This is a genomic window from Marinobacter sp. UBA2688, from assembly GCF_002352785.1.
Taxonomy (GTDB): Bacteria; Pseudomonadota; Gammaproteobacteria; order Pseudomonadales; family Oleiphilaceae; genus Marinobacter; species Marinobacter salarius.
The window spans coordinates 109,431-128,048 of sequence record NZ_DELU01000021.1 but is presented as its reverse complement, the minus strand read 5'-3'; the positions used below and the strand labels follow the sequence as shown (position 1 = coordinate 128,048).

Sequence of the window (18,618 nt, the reverse complement as noted above, 5' to 3'; positions counted from 1 at the left end):
AAATACGGAGCCGGACCGCACACCATGAAACGAACCGCTTTCTTTATATCCGATGGCACCGGCCTGACCGCCGAGGCCTTGGGGCACAGCCTTCTGGCACAATTTGAGAAAATTGAGTTTGAACGCATTACGGTGCCATATATTGATGACGCTGACAAAGCCCGGGAGATGGTCAAGCGCATCAATAAAGCGGAGGAAATCGATGGCATGCGGCCGCTGGTTTTCGACACCATCGTTAATAGCGATATCCGCGATGTTATCGCCGGCGCAAACGGTTTCATGGTGGATATCTTCGGTACCTTCCTGAATCCATTGGAACAGGAGCTGCAGTCCTCGTCGTCCTATACCGTTGGCAAATCACACGCCATCAACAACGAAGGCAGCTACGAACGGCGCATCCATGCTGTTAATTTTGCGCTGGATAACGATGACGGCGCCCGCACGCGTCATTACGACGAGGCAGACCTGATTCTCGTCGGCGCCTCTCGCAGCGGCAAGACGCCCACCTGCCTGTATCTGGCCCTGCAATATGGTGTAAAGGCGGCCAACTATCCCATAACCGAGGAAGATCTGGACGACCAGCAAATGCCAGCTGCGCTGCGGCCTCACAAGGAGAAAATTTTTGGGCTGACCATCGAGCCGGAGCGGCTGGCAACCATCCGCAACGAACGCAGACCGAACTCCCGTTATTCATCCATGAAGCAGTGCATGCATGAAATTGAGGAAATTGAGCTGATGTACCGCCGGGAACGAATTCCTTACCTCAACACAACCGCGTATTCCGTGGAGGAAATCTCTACGCGCATCATGGTCAGCACCGGGCTTAAACGGAACCGATAGAGCAGATAACAAAAAGGCCGACGCCCTCTCCCTTAATGAGCGTCGGCCTTCCGTTTTCGGGTGCTTTCAGGTGCCTTATAGCTCCTGGATTTCCAGCCCCAGTTTTTCAGCGGTATCACGATTTTCGAAGCTGGTGACAACCGCCACACTGGCGCTGCCCGGCTTCAGCCACTCGCGGGCCACTCGTTTCATATCATCCAGGGTCACCGCCAACACCCGTTCCCGGAAACGCGCACGCTGCTCGGGCGTCCGGCCGAACAGGCGATTGTGGAAAGCATGGCGGGCTGCACCAGCTGGTGACCGTGGGCGATCCAGTTGCCCGATCACGCCGAGAATGGATTCTTCCAGCTCCTGAGGATCGTGCTGCTCGGTCTGCAGCCAATCCAGGGCGTTGTCAAAATCCTCCAACGTCTCGCCCAACCGGGGATCGCGGTATGAAAAGAAACGGAACGTGCCGTTCACGCTGTCCTGGCCAGCTCCACCGCCATAGGCGCCACCCTTTTCACGGATCGCCCGGTGCAAGTAGCCGTTGCGCAGGAAACCACCCAAAACGGTCAGTGCCGCTGCGTCCGGGTGGTCGATTGCAACCGTGCTGTAGGCTTTGGCGCAGAAGTTCACCTGGGTTGACGTTAACCACGCCTGACGCGCCTGATAACTGACGGGCTCAAGCTTCCAGGCTGCTTGCTCTCCCGCACCGGAGTCGCCCCAAACGGTCTTCATTTCCGTCAGCATCGGGTCCAGCTGCTCTTCCTCACCGATCAGCAGGAATTGACGGGACTGGTTCCGAATACGTTCGTGCAGTGCTGCAAGCCGCTCACAGAATCTGTCGAGCTCGGCCGGTTCGCTGAGGGACTTATCCAGCGCCTTGACGCCACGGATAGCTTCCAATCCCCCAAGACGGAACGACAGCCACGCACCCGGGCTGATTCCCTGCGATGCCGCCCCCATGGCCAACGCATGGCCACTGCCTGTAACCGCCTGCTCGCGGCGGGAACGAATCTGGGCAATCAGCTCCCGCACCCGCTCCTTCTCATCAAAGCGGGCGCCATCAAAGACGTCGTTCAGGAGGCGAGTCAACGCTTCGCGGTTTCGAGCCAGCGCCTTGCCATTAAAGACGATATAACCCTCAAGATCCTGAACATCGTCGATTTTTCCCTTGGCGGAGAAGGACGCACTGATGCCACCGGATTCCGCCGAAATACGATCCTGCATCTGCAGGTAATCCAAGTCGCCGCAACCCACTTCCGGAATCAGGGTGGTGTAGTACGGCAGCAACAACAGTTCTTCCTCGGTCAGGTTCGGTACCGGCAGGATCACCTGCTCGTACACCAGACCATTGGTGCCACGGGCATAAATGGTCGCAGGCATGTCGCCGGCGAACCGCGCCTCGGGTTCCGGCAACTGCAGGGGAACGTCGGTCAGGTCAACCTTCGGCAGGATGGAATCGTCGTCTTTCCGTGTCTGCCGTTCTTCCAGGGCCTGGGCGCGCTCGATAATCTGGCGAACCTCTTCGTCAGTCAACGAGGCCTTGCGGCGGGCAAGGGCATCGCGAATTGCCGCCTGGCGACGACTCTCCAGCTTGTCATCCGGACGCAGCGTGAGGGTAACGCGGTGCGGATTTTCCAGCAGTTTGCGGCGGATCAGGCCGGGCACATACTGAGGATCACGGATTTTTTCCCGCATATCAGCCAGGACCGGCTCCAAATCCAGGAGCTCAACCGGATCGCCGCCATGGACCATCGGCGAAATCGCGGTCATGATCAGTTGCAGGCCATACGGGAAGCTATCGCCGGCAATCTCGCGCTGATGCAATTCCAACTGGTGCAAAATGGCTTCCAGGCGATCCTCACTGACGCCCTCTTCCACTACCTTCGCCAACGTCTGTTCGATCAGCGCTTCAAGGTCGTCCTGCCTCTCCGGGTCACTGCCCTCAATGCCGCAGACAAAGGTCATTTCACGGTTGGAGTCTTCCAGGCCGCACATCGGAGACGGCGAATGACCAATATCGGTGGTTTCCAGCGCCCGCATCAGGGGCGACGCACTGTTTTCCAGAAGAACACTGGCCAGCAGCTGCCCCTCCAGGTTTTCCTGCAGGTCAAAGCTGTGTCCCAGCAACCAGCCCATCACGATATGGGTCTTGTGGCCGGTTTCCTCGCCCTCACTGACGGCGTAACTCTGGTCGACGCGCACCGGCGAGAACATCCGCTTCTCATCACGTACCGGCAGCTCCACATCCAGACGATCAAACCGCTTCAGAGCCAGCTCCTCGAAGCGTTCATGATGCTCGTGAGCTGGAATGTCCCCGTAGGTCGCAAAGATCGCATTGCTGGGATGGTAGTGATGACGGTAGAAGCGCAACAGGTCGTCGTAGCTCAGATCTACAATGTGGTCTGGCTCACCACCACTGTTGTAGTGGTAGGTGGTGGTCGGGAACAGGTGGCTGGACAGGTTCTGCCACAGCTGTGACGTGGGCGCACTCATGGCGCCTTTCATTTCGTTGTAGACCACACCGCGGTAGACCAGGTCGGTGGACGGATCGTCTGGCGTATCGAATTCGAGGCGATGCCCTTCCTGGGCAAAGTCCAGCGGGTCCAGAGAGGAAAAGAACACCGAGTCCAGATAAACCGTCAACAGGTTGTCGAAATCCTTGCGGTTCATGCTGGCGAAGGGATAAGCCGTCCAGTCACTACTGGTAAAGGCATTCATAAAGGTGTTCAGGGACCGGCGAATCATCATGAAAAACGGATCGCGCACCGGAAAACGCTCGCTGCCACACAGCGCCGTATGCTCCAGGATATGAGCAACACCGGTGGAGTCCATGGGAAAGGTTCGCAGGGCCACAAAGAACACGTTTTCGTCGTTATCCGCCGCCAGGTGCAAGTGGCGGGCACCGGTTTTGCGGTGACGGTATTCCTCGACCGTCACGTTCAGCGTGCTGATCCGGTGACTGCGAAGCTTTTCAAAGGCCGGATGGACGGTGTTTTCGATCACTGCAGCCATTCAAACTGTCCTGTCTTTAACTAAATGGGGATTGTAGGGTAACACGTACTTTCTATTATCATGCACTAACCAGAAGCGACAAGGCAGTACCCAACGCCATGACCACCGAACCCCACGAAATCCACACATCGGACGCTTCGCCAAAGTCGGCCAGATCCGCCCACCAGGCCGCCGGCAATCGCCGCGCCATCCACGCTCCGGAGGTGGCCGCCTATTGGGCCGAGCGCCGACGCTACCTGGAGCGCATACGCCGCGTTCCGGAAATAAGGCAGCGTTACTGGCGCGCCATCGGTATGTATCTGCTTCGCCGGGTGCTCTGGTCCTTTGGTTTCTTTCCGGTTTTCATCGCGTTCTGGGTACCTTTTGTACTTTCCAGCTTCAACCCGGTGGTCATGGCGTCCGACCTGATCCCGTTGCTCGAAGGGTTCGTCGACGCCAACCCGGAAATTCAGGCAAACACCCTGAGCACGCTGGTCATCGCCTGGGCATCGATCGGGTTCTTTTTTCTGGTCTTCGATTTTGTGCTAACGCCGTTCAAATCCCCCTACGAATATGAAGCAGACGTCTACATGCGTTCCTGGGAACAGCTCAACCATGACCAGCTTCCGGACAAAGTGTGATTTGTCCTGCATTCTCGTGAACTTCAGTGACTTTGTGTTACATAACATTGCCCCGACTGGGTAAGATGAAGCGGTGCCATCCCTCATACCCGTTGACCAACGACGATGAAACGGGCGAAACATTGGCAGTTACACGAATGCAGAATTGAGAGGTTGTCCATGGTCGATTTCAGACCCCTCCTGTTTGTCAACGCACTGGCACTGATGCTTCTGGTGACGGCAGGCTTTGCGTCTGTCCGCGATGACCTGTCCAGGGGCATGAAACCGGTAGCCACCGCCCCGGACACCGAAGAGACCATTGCCCGTGCGTCCATGGATACCCCAGTGGACGCGCAGCGTTCGGACGAACTTTACCAGCCGAATAGCAGGGAAGACGTAGCCGAAAACGACCTCGAACTGCCCTTGGAAAACGATGCCCTGGCGGCATCCGGAGAGACGCCAGTCAACGGTTCCGAGACCGCGTCCGACGCCAACCGCATAAACGCAGAGCCTTTTTCCGTTCCCGACCTGCCGGAAGACCCCAAGATGCTGGCGATGGCAGAGCCAGTGTCTGCCATGCCGGAAACGGAGGCTCGGAGCGATGCGCCAGAGCCTCCCACAACCGGGCTGCTGATCCTGCGCTCCAATGTCGTCGGCGACAACGTCACCATCAATGGTAAGAACCACGGGGCCACACGGCTGGATCTGGAATTGGAGCCGGGCAAATACGACATCATCATCCGCAAGGAAGGTTACAAGCCCTGGCAACAGACCGTGGCTATCGCCGCCGGCAATGAGAAAACCCTGGTGGGCAAACTGGAGGCCTATACGAGGGTGGAGTACCGGGACGGTACCTGGGTTGGCGGCATCAAAACCGGCGATGGCACCTACGAAGACGCCGACGGACTCAGGTATGAGGGGCACTTCGTGGACGGCGAATTTGACGGCAAGGGCACCGCCTGGCTCCCGGACGGCAGCCGCTATGAAGGCGACTGGGAAAAAGGCCAGCGTCATGGCGAAGGCACCTGGCGTGACGCGGATGACACCCGCTACACCGGCCAGTTCCGCAATGACCAGTTTGACGGCCAGGGCACGCTCACCATGGCCAATGGCGACATTCTCACCGGACAATGGTCAGGCGGCAGGCTCAACGGGCATGGCTCGCTCACCACCTCGGACGGCATGCTCTATGTCGGCGGCTTCAAGGATGACGAATTCCATGGTGAAGGCACTCTTACCTACCCCGACGGGCGCCACTACGAAGGGGAATTCTCCAACGGCGAGTTCCACGGGAACGGCAAGGAAGTCTTCGCTGATGGAAAAAAATACGAAGGCCAGTATATTGAAGGCTCGTTCCACGGCAAAGGGCTGCTACTGAACCCCAATGGCAGTTCGATTGAAGCGACCTTCCGGTACGGCGAACCCTATGGACAGGTACGCCTGACAACGGCAGCCGGGGAGGTATTTACTGCCCGGACCAAGGAACCCGGTGTTTGTTATCGGGAGAAAAGCTACCGGGCCACCCAGTGCCCGACACTTGAAGGCTGGTAAACGCCGGCCCGATAATGAACACACACGCTGTAAAGGTTGAGGTTGTGACATGGCGATCAAGAATGCACTCCTGGTAGACGACTCGAAAGTGGCTCGATTTGCCCTGAGCAAACTGCTGGAAGGCCGGGACATGGAGGTGAACATGGCTGGCTCGGCAGAGGAGGCATTGGATTTTTTGAGCTCCCATCAACGTCCAGACGTGATTTTCATGGATCACCTTATGCCGGGCATGAACGGTGTGGAGGCCACCAAGGCCATCAAGGGCAACCCCGACACTGCCGCCATCCCCATCATTATGTGTACCTCCAAGAAATCGTCGTCGTTCATGGAGGAAGCCCGCAACTTCGGCGTTTACAACATTCTGACCAAGCCCCCACACACCGAGGGGCTTAGCCTCGTTCTCGACCAGCTCGACAGTGATGTGACCGAAGGCAATCTGCCCGAACCGCCGGAACTGGATGCTGAGCCAAATGAATTGGACGATGACATCCTCGACATTCCCTCCGATGCCTCCCTGGAAATGTCACCAAAAGCCGACGATGGGCTACACGCGAGCGACAACAGCGGCCCCCAGGTTGTCCCACTGACCAGCGATCTGATCGAACAGATCGCCCGCTCAGCGGTAAAAACCCACATTAACAACCGCCTGCACGAGTTACTCAGCTCGCTGTTCGACGAGCAGTTTGACCATCTTAAGCGGGTACTGGACGAATCCAGCAAAAAGCAGGAAACCGCGGTTGAGGAACGCCTGAACACGGTGACCGAAATGATCGAAGAGCGCACCCGCAACCTGCGTGACGACGTGGCGGCGGAAGTTAACCTGAACCTGGGCCGGGAACTGGCTGACCTGCGCAAACACCTCTCTCGCAATACCGGCTTCACCAGTGACCACATGGCGGAACTCAAGGATCACATCACCAGCGTACAAACCATTGATACCGAGTTCTGGCAGACCCTGCAATCCGAGGCCATCCAGCAGGCCCATGAAATTTCCCGGGAAACCGCGGAGGACATCGCCCAGCGCACCATTGACCTGTTCGTGGCACAACAGCGCTCCGCCACCTCTCGCATCTACACCGTCGGCCTGGCCGCCAGCCTTGGTATTTTTGCGGTGGGCATCGCCTGGCTTTCAGGGTTGTTCGCCTGAAGGCAGGACAACAAAACGACGGAAATACCGAGCCGGGTTACCCGGCTCGGTATTTCTGCTCTTAGCACTGACGACGTCTTCTCAATCCCGCTATCAGAACCCCGGTCAACCCCAACGCAAACAACGGAAGACTTGCTGGAGTCGGCACAGATGCCGTTGGAGGGACATCTGGAGTGTCCGGATTGTCCGGGTTGGTACCCGGATCACCCAGGAAAAAGCTGTCTATGCCCAGGTCGGCCCTTGGCCCAAAGGTACTATGCGCTATAACTTCAAGTGTCTGGATCTCAGCAGTCGCGGTAAAAATCATGGTTTCCCACATCCAATCCGCGATTGTGCCCAGGTCGGGCATCTCCATAGCAGAGGAATTCTGACTCTCTGTCCCAAAGATGATCTCCCAATAACCTCCTGCCTCGGAGAACGCGCTATTGCTTATACTCTGCTCAAAGGAAATCTCATACTGCTGCCCAATAACCAGCCCTTCGAGACCAACCTGCAAGGCACTCTCCACATAGGGCGATCCTGCTCGACCATCCCAGCCAATACCATGAAGAAAATCACCGCCGGTGCTGCTTGATTGCCAGGCGAAATTATTCATGGTTGTACCAGCATTGAACACATCCGGCGTGCCCTCTGTTGTAGTCCAGCCGGGAGGCACATCACTGTTGAATGAGTTCGTATTGCCGGTATAACCTTCGAATCCACCGTTTTCAAAAGCGTCAAGTAACGCTGCAGACGAGTTGCCACTGGATAAGAGTAACGCCGATGCCAGCAGGCAAGGCGTCAGTGAGTTTCTAATCAGGTTATGCATGATTAACCCTCCATGCTTGATTTTGGCCTGGGAGCTCGATCAATGCCCAAACCACCACGGAGACAACGCCGAATCCCCAGCCTCCTCACATGACCAAAGCATAGCTCGCGCCAAAATCACAATTCATCGGAGTTTCATAGAGTAAGGGGTGTTTTCGATTTCTATCCGAGCGCTATATGCATAAAAACCTGACACCGTTGAGCCCCCCCAGAGACAGATCCTCTGCACCTGCAATGCCTTAATCGTAGCGGATTCGCTTCCAATCCTCTGGCGTATCCACATCGGATTCAACACCCTTGATGGCAAGTGTCCTGGCCTGATGACGAGTCAGTATACGAGCCGCACCGCGATCACCCTCCAGCATCATTATCTCTTTCCATAGGCGCCTGGGTATGTAGGCGGGAGCGCCGGGATTACCGTAGATATCTGCCGCAATCGGCTCACTCACCTCTTGCCTCGCACAAAATGCCAGAGAGCGAAGATCAGACTCCGAAACTAACGGTTGATCAAGAAGAGTGACAAATACGCCCTTGGCTCGTGGGCCCATAGTCTGGAGCCCGGATTTCAATGAAGCAGCCATCCCAAATACCCAATCAGGCGTGTAACACCAGGCAGAGGGCTGATTACGACATCGATACCGTACCAAGGGGTATCCAGAACCAGAGACAACCGTAACGTTCGCTCCCAATTGCTTGGCCTGGGACACAGCGTGATCCATTAACGTGCCATCATTGAATTTAAGTAGCGCCTTCGGCCTTCCCATACGCCTGGAGGCTCCTGCCGCCAGGAGTAGAACAGGAAAAGCGTGGTAATCGGAACCGGCAATAGTGTGCATTTGTACCTGGGTCTCCTCGCTACCCCTGACGCAAGTCATACAAGGCTGCTAGCGTTGGCGGATTTTTGCTAGAATCTGCGCATCAATCAACCTTTTCTTGCCAGGCCCCTCCGATGAATCACCTTTTCGTAGACAATCTAACGGTTATCGACTTCGCCTACCTGGATGCTTCCAGAGGGCTCGTCGGTGAAAGCTGGATTGTGGATGTGGTGCTCGGTGGCGAACTGGATGACCAAGGCATGGTGTTTGATTTCAGCAACGTCAAACGCACCATCAAGCGGGTCATCGACGAGCGCGTGGACCACCGGCTGGTGATCCCAAGAGCCTATAAGGGGCTTGAGTGGAATGAGGATGAGCCAGACAGCTTCACCTGGCATCTGACCGACGGCACCCGGATTCTTCATCGGTCCCCGGACGAAGCGGTGGTGTGGCTGTCGTCTGACCGTGTAGTGCCATCTGCCGTTGCCCGGCTGTTGGAGCAGGAGTTACGGGCAGTCTTGCCGGCAAACGTGACGGATGTGGATATTGCGTTACGTGAAGATGTGATTGAAGGGGCCTACTACCACTATGTTCACGGCCTGAAGAAACACATGGGTAATTGCCAGCGAATCGCCCATGGGCATCGCTCGCCTATTCGGATCGACCGCAATGAGCACAGAGACCGGGATCTTGAGAACCAATGGGCCAAACGGTGGCAGGATATCTATGTGGGCTCCGAGGAGGACGTAACCCAACGCTGGGTGGCCGAGGATGGCACAGCGTACGTCACCTTTGAATACGAGGCGAATCAGGGGGAATTTGCGCTGACGTTGCCGGAGAGCCGGGTTTATATGCTGGATTCGGACACCACAGTGGAGCTTATTGCGGCGCACATTGCCGGACAGTTGAAATCCGAGTTTCCGGAGGACGCCATTCGTGTCAAGGCCTATGAAGGCGTCGGAAAAGGGGCTATAGCGTCCCGCTGACATTTCCTTCAGACACAAAAAAACCGCCCGAAGGCGGTTTTTTTGATGGCTTACCGGCGGACTAAACCGGTTGAGCCGTATTGGCGTCCCCTAGGGGGTTCGAACCCCTGTTGCCGCCGTGAAAGGGCGGAGTCCTAGGCCACTAGACGAAGGGGACTAGAAATTGGTGGAGCCAAGCGGGATCGAACCGCTGACCTCAACACTGCCAGTGTTGCGCTCTCCCAGCTGAGCTATGGCCCCTCAACGGCTGCGTATATTAAGGATCGACCCTTGGGGCGTCAACCTTTTTTCCAACGTTTTTTCAGTTTCGTGAACATCCCTGTTCTGGTCGCTTACTAATTCAACAGATTGGTTATTCCGCCAGCAATGCCGCGTATTCTTTTTCCACCCGCTTGGTTTCCTTCTTGGAGAATCCACCCATTACCTCAAGAGCATGGCGCAGGCGAGACCGGGTCATGTCCGGACCAAGGATAGCCATGGAGTCCATAACGGACCAGGAGTTAGGGGTACCGGCGACAGCGACGAAGATGGCGAACATGAAATCACCCATCTTCAGCTCCATGGCTTTGGCCAGAGCTTTAACGTCGGCAAAGATATTCTCTTTGCTCCAATGGCGCTGGGCTTCAAGCTTCCACAGGGTAAACTGGAGCACCCGCTTGACCTGGCTTTCATCCAGCTTGTTGTGACCGAAGTCTTCCGGCTTGAGGTTGAGCATGCCGGAGAACATGAACGAGGCCATCGGCGATACATCACTGAACACTTCCGCCCGGCCCTTAATGTGAGGCACCAGATCCCGCAACGCCTGCTCGTTGAACCACCAGTGGCGCATGCGCTCGACGAACTGGTCGTCGCTGAGTTCGTCACGGATCCACTGACCGTTGAGCCAGCGCAGCTTTTCCACGTCGAAAACCGGGCCGCCCAGGGAAACCCGCTGGATGTCGAAGTTTTCGATCATTTCATCCAGGGTGAATTTCTCGCGCTCATCCGGCATGGACCAGCCCATACGGCCCAGGTAGTTGGTAACCGCTTCCGGCAGGAATCCCATGCGCTCGTAGAAGTTGATGCTGGTGGGGTTCTTGCGCTTGGACAGCTTGCTCTTATCCGGATTGCGCAGTAGCGGCAGGTGGCACAGTACCGGCATGTCCCAGCCAAAGTATTCGTACAGCAATTTGTGCTTGGGCGCAGAGTTGATCCACTCTTCTCCACGCAACACGTGGGTGATTTCCATCAGGTGATCGTCAACCACATTGGCCAGGTGGTAGGTGGGCATGCCGTCGGATTTCAGCAGGATCTGACTATCTACCTGAGACCAGTCGATTTCGATGGTGCCGCGTAGCATATCGTCGATTTCACAAACGCCGTCTTCCGGTACTTTCATCCGGATAACATAGGGGTCACCAGCATCCAGGCGACGCTTGACCTCTTCCTCCGTTAGCTCCAGATCGCCCTTGATTCCTGGATTCAGGCCCTGAGCCTTACGCTCTTCGCGAATGGCATCCAGCTCTTCAGGTGTGCGGAAACAATAAAACGCATGCCCCTGGGTGACAAGGTCCAACGCGTATTGACGATACGAATCCTTCCGCTCTGATTGCCTGTAGGGACCATGGGGGCCACCTACGTCAGGGCCTTCGTCCCACTCCAGCCCAAGCCAGCGCAAGGCATTCAGGATGTCCTGTTCAGACTCCTGCGTACTGCGAACCTGATCCGTGTCTTCAATCCGCAGGATGAACTGGCCACCGTGCTGACGGGCGAAGCACAGGTTAAACAACGCCACGAAGGCGGTGCCAACGTGGGGATCACCGGTGGGAGACGGTGCGATTCGGGTACGTACGGTCATGAAAACATCCTGATGGTGTCAGCCTGAAAAAGGCTATGCATTAAAAGCCACGCATTATACCGGCCACAGCCGGATTTCGCATGGTCAGGCGATCGCCCTCTTCATTCGCCGCTCGTATTGTTATATTATAACGTACCATTAATTTTCCAGAGTCTCAGTCACATGACCACTAGCCGCTTTACAGGCCTCATCGCATTGGGTGCCGCCACACTCCTGGCATCCACCAGCACCCTGGCAAGCACCCAGGTTGTCACCTCCCTCAAGCCCATCGAACTGCTGGTGAAAGCCATAGCCACTGACGATGTGGAAATCACCACGCTGGTTCAGCCTGGCGCCAGCCCGCACAACTACTCAATGAAACCCTCACAGCGCAGGGCACTGGAAGCTGCTGACGCCATTTTTTGGGTGGGCCCTGAGATGGAAACCTTCCTGACCCGACTGCTCGGCGGAAGCGAGTTCCGGGATCGCACCTATTCACTCATGCACGGCGAAAACGTGCCGGAAGTGCAGTCAGACAACTATCACGGTGACCATGACGAACATGAACATCACAACCACCATGACGACCATGAAGAATCAGGCGGTCATGACGACCATCACCACGACCACGGCTCCGGAGAGGATCCGCACATTTGGCTGGATCCGGCCCTGGCGGTTGAGATGGCGCGGGATATTCACCGGGTACTCGCAACCCTGAAAAGTGCAGACACCCACGTGCTTGACGCCAATCTGGCGCGTTTCGAGCAGGCTATGGCCGAGACCGAGACAGCGATCAATCGACGCCTGGATCCTGCTCGCGACATTGATCTCTTCACATACCACGACGCATTCACCCGCTTCGTGGGACACTACAACATGAACCTGGAAGGCATTCTGACGCTGAACCCGGAACTGTCTCCAGGTGCCGGCCACATCGCAGAAGTCCAGGAAAAACTGCGCAACGCCAATCAACCCTGCCTGCTGACTGAGCCTCAGTTCAACCGTCAATGGTGGCGCTCAATCACCGAAGGTCTGGACATAACATTCAGTACCTGGGACCCGCTCGCCACCGATATTGAAACCGATCAAGACGGCTACATCACTTTTCAACAGAGCCTTGCAGACGCTGTGCTCAAGTGCTTACCAGAGGATGCCAAGTAGAAGGGGAATAGTCACCATGGCCAGCAAGGTCTGGCCACTGATGATGCCCGCCATCAAGGGCGCGTCACCACCAAGCTGGCGCGCCAGGATGTATGAAGAAGTGGCTGTTGGCAGCGCTGCCAGCAGTATGGCCACCTGAACCATCATCCCCTCCAGGCCCAGCAGCAGTGCCAACCCTGCCGTAAGCAGCGGGAAACCTACCAGCTTTGCCATCGAGGACACCAGGAATGGCATGGAGGCGCCGCGTAGCGCCTTTAGCTGCAGGCCAGCACCCACCGTCATCAAACCCAGCGGCAACGCAAGGTCACTTAATGGCTCGAGAATACCTGCCACCAGTGGATGGAAGCCAATCTGAAAATAGCTCCAGAACATCCCAACCACCGAACCAATGATCAGAGGGTTGGAGACGACAGCCTTGAATACGGGCTTCAGCTTCACCGCACCCTGCCCCGCCACCACGGAGAACATCAGGATGCAAAGCAGGTTCAGCAACGGTACTTTCACTGCCACGGCAATGGCAATCAGCGACAGGCCGTCATCCCCAAGCAACATACCGGCTGTTGCCAGGGCCACGTAGGAATTGAAACGGATACCGCCCTGAAATACCGAGGAAAATACCGGCCCCGGCCAACGCCAGAGCCATTGCAGCGCAATGAGCAACAGGGTCATTGCGGCCAGCATGGCAACGATCAAAATGAGGATATCGCCGTAGGCTGACGCTGGCACCTGAGCCTGGCCCAACTTGAAGATCAACATCGCCGGGAAAAGGACGTAGTAGGTGAAGCGCTCCGCCTGGGGCCAAAAGTCGCCCCCTGGAAAATGCCAGCGCCGGAACAGATAACCCAACAAAATCAATACAAATACAGGCACCAGCGCCTGAACCATTACTGGCATATAAATAGCGTTCCGCAGATGTTAGTAACGCCGTATCGTATTAGAAAGCTCAATGGCATGCATCTAAATAGCGCTTAGTGCGAAATGTGATGCTTTTTGCGACATACGTCCCAGGACAGCCGGCCCGCGCTTGTCGCCTGATCAACCAATAAATACCCTAAGATCGCTAATTATCTGAAAAAAGGATGCTTTCAATGTTCCGCCGTGGATGCCTGATTATCGTCACACTTGCCTCGTTTAACGCCCTCGGCGAGACAACGGCGGGTAACAAGGCAAAAACCACTCCCTCCACTCTCGGCGCCGGCTTTTCAGCTATGACGGAAGACGATCTAATGAATGCCAATGCAGGCCTTGGCAACATGGATGCACTGCAACAAAATTTCGATCAGACAGCGGGTGCTCCCTTGCGTGATCAAACCGGGACAAGTCCACAGCCATTGAATATTAGTGGCCCCACCCTTTCGTTGCCGGCATTTGGTTCCGAACAGATGCAGCAAAGGTACATTGAAAAGGCCACCAACCACCCGCGTTGATCGTCTGGGATGTGATCCGGACCAAAAGCAGACTACTGACGCCAGAGTTTTCTTAACACACGCCGGGTCAGGGACGTGGGCGCGGATTTGGCGATGGGCCACAATGCCCGGAACTGCATGGAAACTGGTCGGTGCAGACGTGGCTGCTCGACCTGAGCCCACACCTGTGCTGCAACGACGTCCGGAGTCAGGTTAACACCCAGGCGCTCAAATAAACGGGATCCCTGCTCGTTCTGCTGCACCATGCCGGTATTCACGAACGGAGGCATCAGATCACACACGCGGATATCGTGTGGCTCCCATTCAATATCCAGAGCCTCGGTCATCGCACGTACGGCGTGCTTGCTGGCGGAGTAAGACGCGAAGTCCGGAATCCCATAGGCGGCAGATGCCGAGCTCATGTTCACCACCTGGGCACCCGGCGTTGCCTTCAGATACGGGAAGGCGCCGTGCAGAACCCTCATCAGCCCAATCACATTGACCTCTACCACGGCCCGATGCGCGGCCAAATTGATCTTCTCGAACGGGCCGACTTTCAGAATGCCGGCATTATTGTGAAGCAACCTCAACCGGCCACCCGTACGACTGGCAAAGTCTGCCAGGCTCTGCCTGACCGATGTCTCGTCCACCACGTCCATAATGTGGGTACTGCACCGCTCATCCCCAAGTTCACTCTCAAGCGATGCCAGGGCCGCCTCATCCCGGTCAGCAGCACCGACAAACCATCCCTTGGAGGCGAAAAGACGGGCGGTCTCCCGGCCAATACCGGCGGCAGCGCCAGTGATAAAAATGCAGTTGTTCATGAGGCAACCCTGTCTTTGTTATCGATCGAATGTGGATGATCTCAGGAAGTTGACGACAAAGATTGGCCAACAGGGCCATCTTCAGCATGCTCACGATAAAGTGCTCCACCCAGTGCCATAAAGTAGCCTTCAAACGCGTCGTTGATTCGCTGGCGCTGCTTTCCTTCCGGATAAAGACCTGCCCTGGCCTCGTCAGAGTAGACGGTCCCCCTGACCAGAAAATTGCTCTGCGGCTGACTGTCTTCAACAAACGCTTCAAATGCCCGGGCACAGAGTTCTTCAGGCCTCGCGTAATAAAGCACCTTCATCTGCGTATCCGCCCGCTTCGAACACTGAAACAACGAACTGGGGCTGGTGCCATCCTCATTCAGCAAGATGGCCTGAAAACAGGCGCCCAATCGTTTGTTGAGAGGATGCTCCTTCTGGTCAGCGCTATCCAGCCAACCACTGGACGCGAATCCGCCACTCCCCAGGCGGCGGAACGCCTTATGCCCCATGTAATGATCGAAAGCGTGAAACCATTCGTGGGCCAGGCTTCCTGCCCCCGCATTCTTCGCAAGCGCCAATTGTCGGGTTGCAGGGATGTAGTGCGCGGCAACGCCCGGCCGGCCGCCGATCCCATACTGCAACCCCAGTGATCCACGCAACGAGATCAGATGTTCCGGGCCCTGGAGGATACTCATAAGATCGCACAAAGCCTCATAGAACCTGCCTGCCGCCCGGTCCCGTTCAGGCGGTGTAACCCAACGACCCACTTCAATGCTCCGGAATTCGAACCGGCGCCTAACGTCAACAAAAGATACCGGGCCTTGTCCAGTCATGACGGATCCACCTGCCTGGTTGAAATTTTGAAAGGCCGAATCGAGCATGCCTTCGACCCAATACTGATTATTTATACAGTATTTTGTCGCGCATTGATCGCCACGTCAACGACTCGTGAATCCAGTCGCGACATCCGTGTTTACACTACCTTTCGCACACCCCCTCACGCCAAAAGGTGCGCTTTCCTGATAAACTGTGCCCCCTCGAATCACTTGTGAACGGTATAACTGAGCAGTCAATGAACATGAACGCGCCCCAGGAAACTCCCACTCTGAAGCCCTCCCGCCGCTTCTGCGTGGCCCCGATGATGGACTGGACCACCAGCCATTATCGCTATCTGGCGCGCCAACTCAGCCGGCACACCCTGCTCTACACCGAAATGGTCACGACCGGCGCACTGATCCACGGTGATACCGTTCGATTTCTGCGGCACGACCCGACGGAATACCCGCTGGCGCTGCAACTGGGTGGCAGCAATCCGCAGGAACTGGCCCATTGCGCCAAACTGGCTGAACAGTACGGGTTTGATGAAGTAAACCTGAACGTGGGCTGCCCCAGCGACCGGGTGCAGAACAACATGATCGGTGCCTGCCTGATGGCACACCCCGATAAAGTGGCTGAGGGCGTGCAGGCAATGATCGCCGCCACCAGCCTGCCGGTAACCGTCAAACACCGTATCGGGATTGATGGCCGTGAATCCTGGGATGACCTTTGTGAGTTTATCGAGAAGGTATCCCAGGCCGGTTGTCGTACCTTTATCGTGCATGCCCGGATTGCCGTTCTCGAAGGTCTAAGCCCAAAAGAGAACCGGGACATACCCCCGCTGAAATACGACTGGGTCTATCGCCTTAAAGCCCGCTACCCGCATCTTGAGATCATCATTAACGGTGGCATCAAGACCTTTGCCGAATGCCGGGAGCACCTCGAACATATCGACGGCGTCATGCTGGGGCGCGAGGCCTACCATAACCCCTGGCTGCTGGCTGGCGTGGATACCGAGTTTTTCGGGCAGCCCATGCCGATTTCTTCACGGCACGAAGCATTACGAGCTGTATTACCATTCATTCAGAGTGAACTGGACCGTGGCGTTTACCTCAGTCACATCTCTCGTCACCTGATGGGCCTGTTCCACGGGCAGCCCGGGGGGCGCCAGTTCCGGCGCTACATCAGTGAGAACGCCCACAAGCCCGGGTCCGGCATTGAAGTCATCGAACGGGCCATGGCGAAAGTTCCCGAGCCTGCCGAGGCCACGGTAGTGCCAGCCTGAGCACCTTGTTACCTTAATACTGCCTTGTTCCTGTCAGAGCGGCCCGTTATTGTAGGCGTATGACCCAAAGTGCCCGCCAAACGGGCGATCAATAACAAATCGATCAGGATGACAGGACGAATGACCAGCAAGCTCGAACAACTGAAAGCCATGACCACGGTGGTTGCAGACACCGGGGACCTGGAGGCCATTGCCCAGTGGAAGCCGGAAGACGCCACCACCAATCCGTCGCTTCTTCTCAAGGCCGCGGCATCCGAGGCCTACCGCCCGATGCTGGACGAAGCCGTGGCAGCCGCCCGCAAACACGGCGGTTCCGATGCGGAGCAGCTGACCTACGCGACTGACATACTGGCCGTACTCGCAGGCAAGCAGATTCTCGGGCGCATACCTGGCGTGGTTTCAACCGAAGTGGATGCCCGGTTGTCCTTCGATACCGATGCCACCCTCACCCGCGCACGTCGCCTGGTCGAGCTGTATGACCACCTCGGCATGGATACCAGCCGGGTGCTGATCAAGATTGCGTCCACCTGGGAAGGCATTCGCGCCGCTGAACAGCTGGAGAAAGAGGGTATACACTGCAACCTCACCCTGCTGTTCTCTTATATCCAGGCCGCTGCCTGCGCCGATGCCGGCGCCTTCCTGATCTCGCCGTTCGTGGGCCGTATCCTGGACTGGCATCTGGCTGCCACGGGGCGTGATGCCTTCCCGGCGGCAGAAGACCCCGGGGTCCAGTCGGTAACCCGCATCTACAACTACTACAAGGCCAATGGCTACAAGACGGTGGTGATGGGGGCCAGTTTCCGCAACACCGGCGAAATTGAAATGCTGGCTGGTTGTGACCGCCTGACCATCAGTCCGGCCCTGCTTCAGGAGCTGGAGAACGACTCCGGCGCGCTGACACGCCAGTTGTCCGCAGAGGGCGCAAAGAGCTCAGACAGGCCAGGCGACATTGATGAGCGCCTGTTCCGCTGGGAGTCCAATGAAGATGCCATGGCCACGGAAAAACTGGCCGATGGCATACGTCGTTTTACCAACGACCAGATAGAGCTTGAAAACCGCGTCCGCCGGCTGTCCCAGGCCGCCTGACGCCAGCCACCACCGGGAGGAGATTCCTGACACCATGATTGAGCGCCTGAAAAGCCTGTTTGGCTCGCCCGAAGATGAACCGACACAACCTGACAGCCACCAGCTTGCGGTGGCCGCCACGGCGCTGATGGTGCAGCTGTCCAGGGTCGACAACGATCAGGATGACGAAGAACTGAAGACGATTGTCAACTTTGCGGTTGAAGCGCACCAGGTCACCCGTGACGAAGCCGAAGAGATCCTTCAGGATGCGCTCAACCAGGCAGACGACGCCACTTCCCTTTATGAGTTTACCGGCCTTATCAACGAGCAGTTGAGTCAGGAAGAAAAACAGGCACTTCTTGAAAGCATCTGGCGGGTTGCATTTGCTGACGGCCGAATTGACAAGTACGAGGAACACCTTATTCGCCGCATGTCGGATCTGCTGCATCTTAACCACAGGGAGTTCATGCAGGCCCGCCATCGTGCTGAAGGCGCTGACTGAACCTCAAGGA

The 18,618-nt window shown here is 56.7% G+C and carries 17 protein-coding genes and 2 tRNA genes; 10 read left to right on the top strand and 9 right to left on the bottom strand.

What is annotated here, in order from left to right:
* Positions 1-24: 24 nt before the first annotated feature.
* Entirely contained in the window at positions 25-840 is an 816-nt protein-coding gene (gene ppsR, locus B3M52_RS10045) for a posphoenolpyruvate synthetase regulatory kinase/phosphorylase PpsR (RefSeq protein ID WP_007154087.1), read from the top strand.
* Between the two features lie 75 nt (positions 841-915).
* Here the strand turns inward: ppsR and B3M52_RS10040 are convergent, their stop codons facing one another.
* Positions 916-3,840 (bottom strand): insulinase family protein, encoded by a 2,925-nt coding sequence (locus B3M52_RS10040; RefSeq protein WP_286749480.1) that lies wholly within the window; start codon positions 3,838-3,840, stop codon positions 916-918.
* A 98-nt stretch (positions 3,841-3,938) separates the two neighbouring features.
* On the opposite strand from B3M52_RS10040, the gene B3M52_RS10035 reads away from it, so the two are divergent.
* From B3M52_RS10035 to B3M52_RS10025, 3 genes are all read left to right on the top strand, one after another.
* Complete coding sequence (locus B3M52_RS10035) at positions 3,939-4,460, top strand: hypothetical protein (RefSeq protein WP_226909934.1); 522 nt, start codon at positions 3,939-3,941, stop codon at positions 4,458-4,460.
* Positions 4,461-4,619: 159 nt separating this feature from the next.
* Positions 4,620-5,990, top strand: a complete 1,371-nt coding sequence (locus B3M52_RS10030) for an MORN repeat-containing protein (RefSeq protein WP_075194775.1) — start codon at positions 4,620-4,622, stop codon at positions 5,988-5,990.
* 49 nt (positions 5,991-6,039) lie between these two features.
* Positions 6,040-7,137 carry a response regulator gene (locus B3M52_RS10025; RefSeq protein ID WP_075194774.1) on the top strand — a complete coding sequence of 366 codons (1,098 nt, stop codon included), beginning with the start codon at positions 6,040-6,042 and terminating at the stop codon, positions 7,135-7,137.
* A 61-nt stretch (positions 7,138-7,198) separates the two neighbouring features.
* Here the strand turns inward: B3M52_RS10025 and B3M52_RS10020 are convergent, their stop codons facing one another.
* The gene (locus tag B3M52_RS10020; protein WP_075194773.1) at positions 7,199-7,945 is read right to left on the bottom strand and encodes a hypothetical protein; all 747 of its coding nucleotides are present in this window, start codon (positions 7,943-7,945) and stop codon (positions 7,199-7,201) included.
* 238 nt (positions 7,946-8,183) lie between these two features.
* Positions 8,184-8,780 (bottom strand): nucleotidyltransferase family protein, encoded by a 597-nt coding sequence (locus tag B3M52_RS10015; protein WP_083637152.1) that lies wholly within the window; start codon positions 8,778-8,780, stop codon positions 8,184-8,186.
* 113 nt (positions 8,781-8,893) lie between these two features.
* Here B3M52_RS10015 and B3M52_RS10010 point away from each other — a divergent pair, with 113 nt between their 5' ends.
* Positions 8,894-9,745, top strand: a complete 852-nt coding sequence (locus B3M52_RS10010) for a 6-pyruvoyl trahydropterin synthase family protein (RefSeq protein ID WP_075194771.1) — start codon at positions 8,894-8,896, stop codon at positions 9,743-9,745.
* 81 nt (positions 9,746-9,826) lie between these two features.
* Here the strand turns inward: B3M52_RS10010 and B3M52_RS10005 are convergent.
* From B3M52_RS10005 to gltX, 3 genes are all read right to left on the bottom strand, one after another.
* Positions 9,827-9,902 (bottom strand) — tRNA-Glu (locus B3M52_RS10005).
* A 7-nt stretch (positions 9,903-9,909) separates the two neighbouring features.
* Positions 9,910-9,985: transfer RNA gene (locus tag B3M52_RS10000), tRNA-Ala, on the bottom strand.
* A gap of 112 nt (positions 9,986-10,097) precedes the next feature.
* On the bottom strand, positions 10,098-11,582 hold the full coding sequence (gltX, locus tag B3M52_RS09995) for a glutamate--tRNA ligase (protein WP_075194770.1): 1,485 nt from the start codon (positions 11,580-11,582) through the stop codon (positions 10,098-10,100).
* A gap of 162 nt (positions 11,583-11,744) precedes the next feature.
* On the opposite strand from gltX, the gene B3M52_RS09990 reads away from it, so the two are divergent.
* The gene (locus B3M52_RS09990) at positions 11,745-12,722 is read left to right on the top strand and encodes a zinc ABC transporter substrate-binding protein (RefSeq protein WP_075194769.1); all 978 of its coding nucleotides are present in this window, start codon (positions 11,745-11,747) and stop codon (positions 12,720-12,722) included.
* Here B3M52_RS09990 and B3M52_RS09985 read toward each other — a convergent pair.
* Positions 12,702-13,616, bottom strand: coding sequence for an AEC family transporter (locus B3M52_RS09985; protein ID WP_075194768.1), 915 nt, complete (start codon positions 13,614-13,616; stop codon positions 12,702-12,704). The genes B3M52_RS09990 and B3M52_RS09985 overlap by 21 nt on opposite strands.
* A 194-nt stretch (positions 13,617-13,810) precedes the next feature.
* On the opposite strand from B3M52_RS09985, the gene B3M52_RS09980 reads away from it, so the two are divergent.
* Positions 13,811-14,149 carry a hypothetical protein gene (locus B3M52_RS09980; RefSeq protein ID WP_075194767.1) on the top strand — a complete coding sequence of 113 codons (339 nt, stop codon included), beginning with the start codon at positions 13,811-13,813 and terminating at the stop codon, positions 14,147-14,149.
* Between the two features lie 32 nt (positions 14,150-14,181).
* On the opposite strand, the gene B3M52_RS09975 is transcribed toward B3M52_RS09980, so the two are convergent.
* Together B3M52_RS09975 and B3M52_RS09970 are read right to left on the bottom strand one after the other, a co-directional pair.
* Positions 14,182-14,952, bottom strand: a complete 771-nt coding sequence (locus tag B3M52_RS09975) for an SDR family oxidoreductase (RefSeq protein WP_075194766.1) — start codon at positions 14,950-14,952, stop codon at positions 14,182-14,184.
* Positions 14,953-14,993: 41 nt separating this feature from the next.
* Complete coding sequence (locus B3M52_RS09970) at positions 14,994-15,773, bottom strand: CLCA_X family protein (RefSeq protein ID WP_041333739.1); 780 nt, start codon at positions 15,771-15,773, stop codon at positions 14,994-14,996.
* A 245-nt stretch (positions 15,774-16,018) separates the two neighbouring features.
* On the opposite strand from B3M52_RS09970, the gene dusA reads away from it, so the two are divergent.
* The 3 genes from dusA (at position 16,019) to B3M52_RS09955 (ending at position 18,608) form a co-directional block, all read left to right on the top strand.
* Complete coding sequence (gene dusA / locus B3M52_RS09965; protein ID WP_075194793.1) at positions 16,019-17,041, top strand: tRNA dihydrouridine(20/20a) synthase DusA; 1,023 nt, start codon at positions 16,019-16,021, stop codon at positions 17,039-17,041.
* Positions 17,042-17,161: 120 nt separating this feature from the next.
* The gene (gene tal, locus B3M52_RS09960) at positions 17,162-18,127 is read left to right on the top strand and encodes a transaldolase (RefSeq protein ID WP_075194765.1); all 966 of its coding nucleotides are present in this window, start codon (positions 17,162-17,164) and stop codon (positions 18,125-18,127) included.
* 34 nt (positions 18,128-18,161) lie between these two features.
* Positions 18,162-18,608, top strand: a complete 447-nt coding sequence (locus B3M52_RS09955; RefSeq protein ID WP_041333737.1) for a TerB family tellurite resistance protein — start codon at positions 18,162-18,164, stop codon at positions 18,606-18,608.
* The last annotated feature ends 10 nt before the right edge of the window (positions 18,609-18,618 follow it).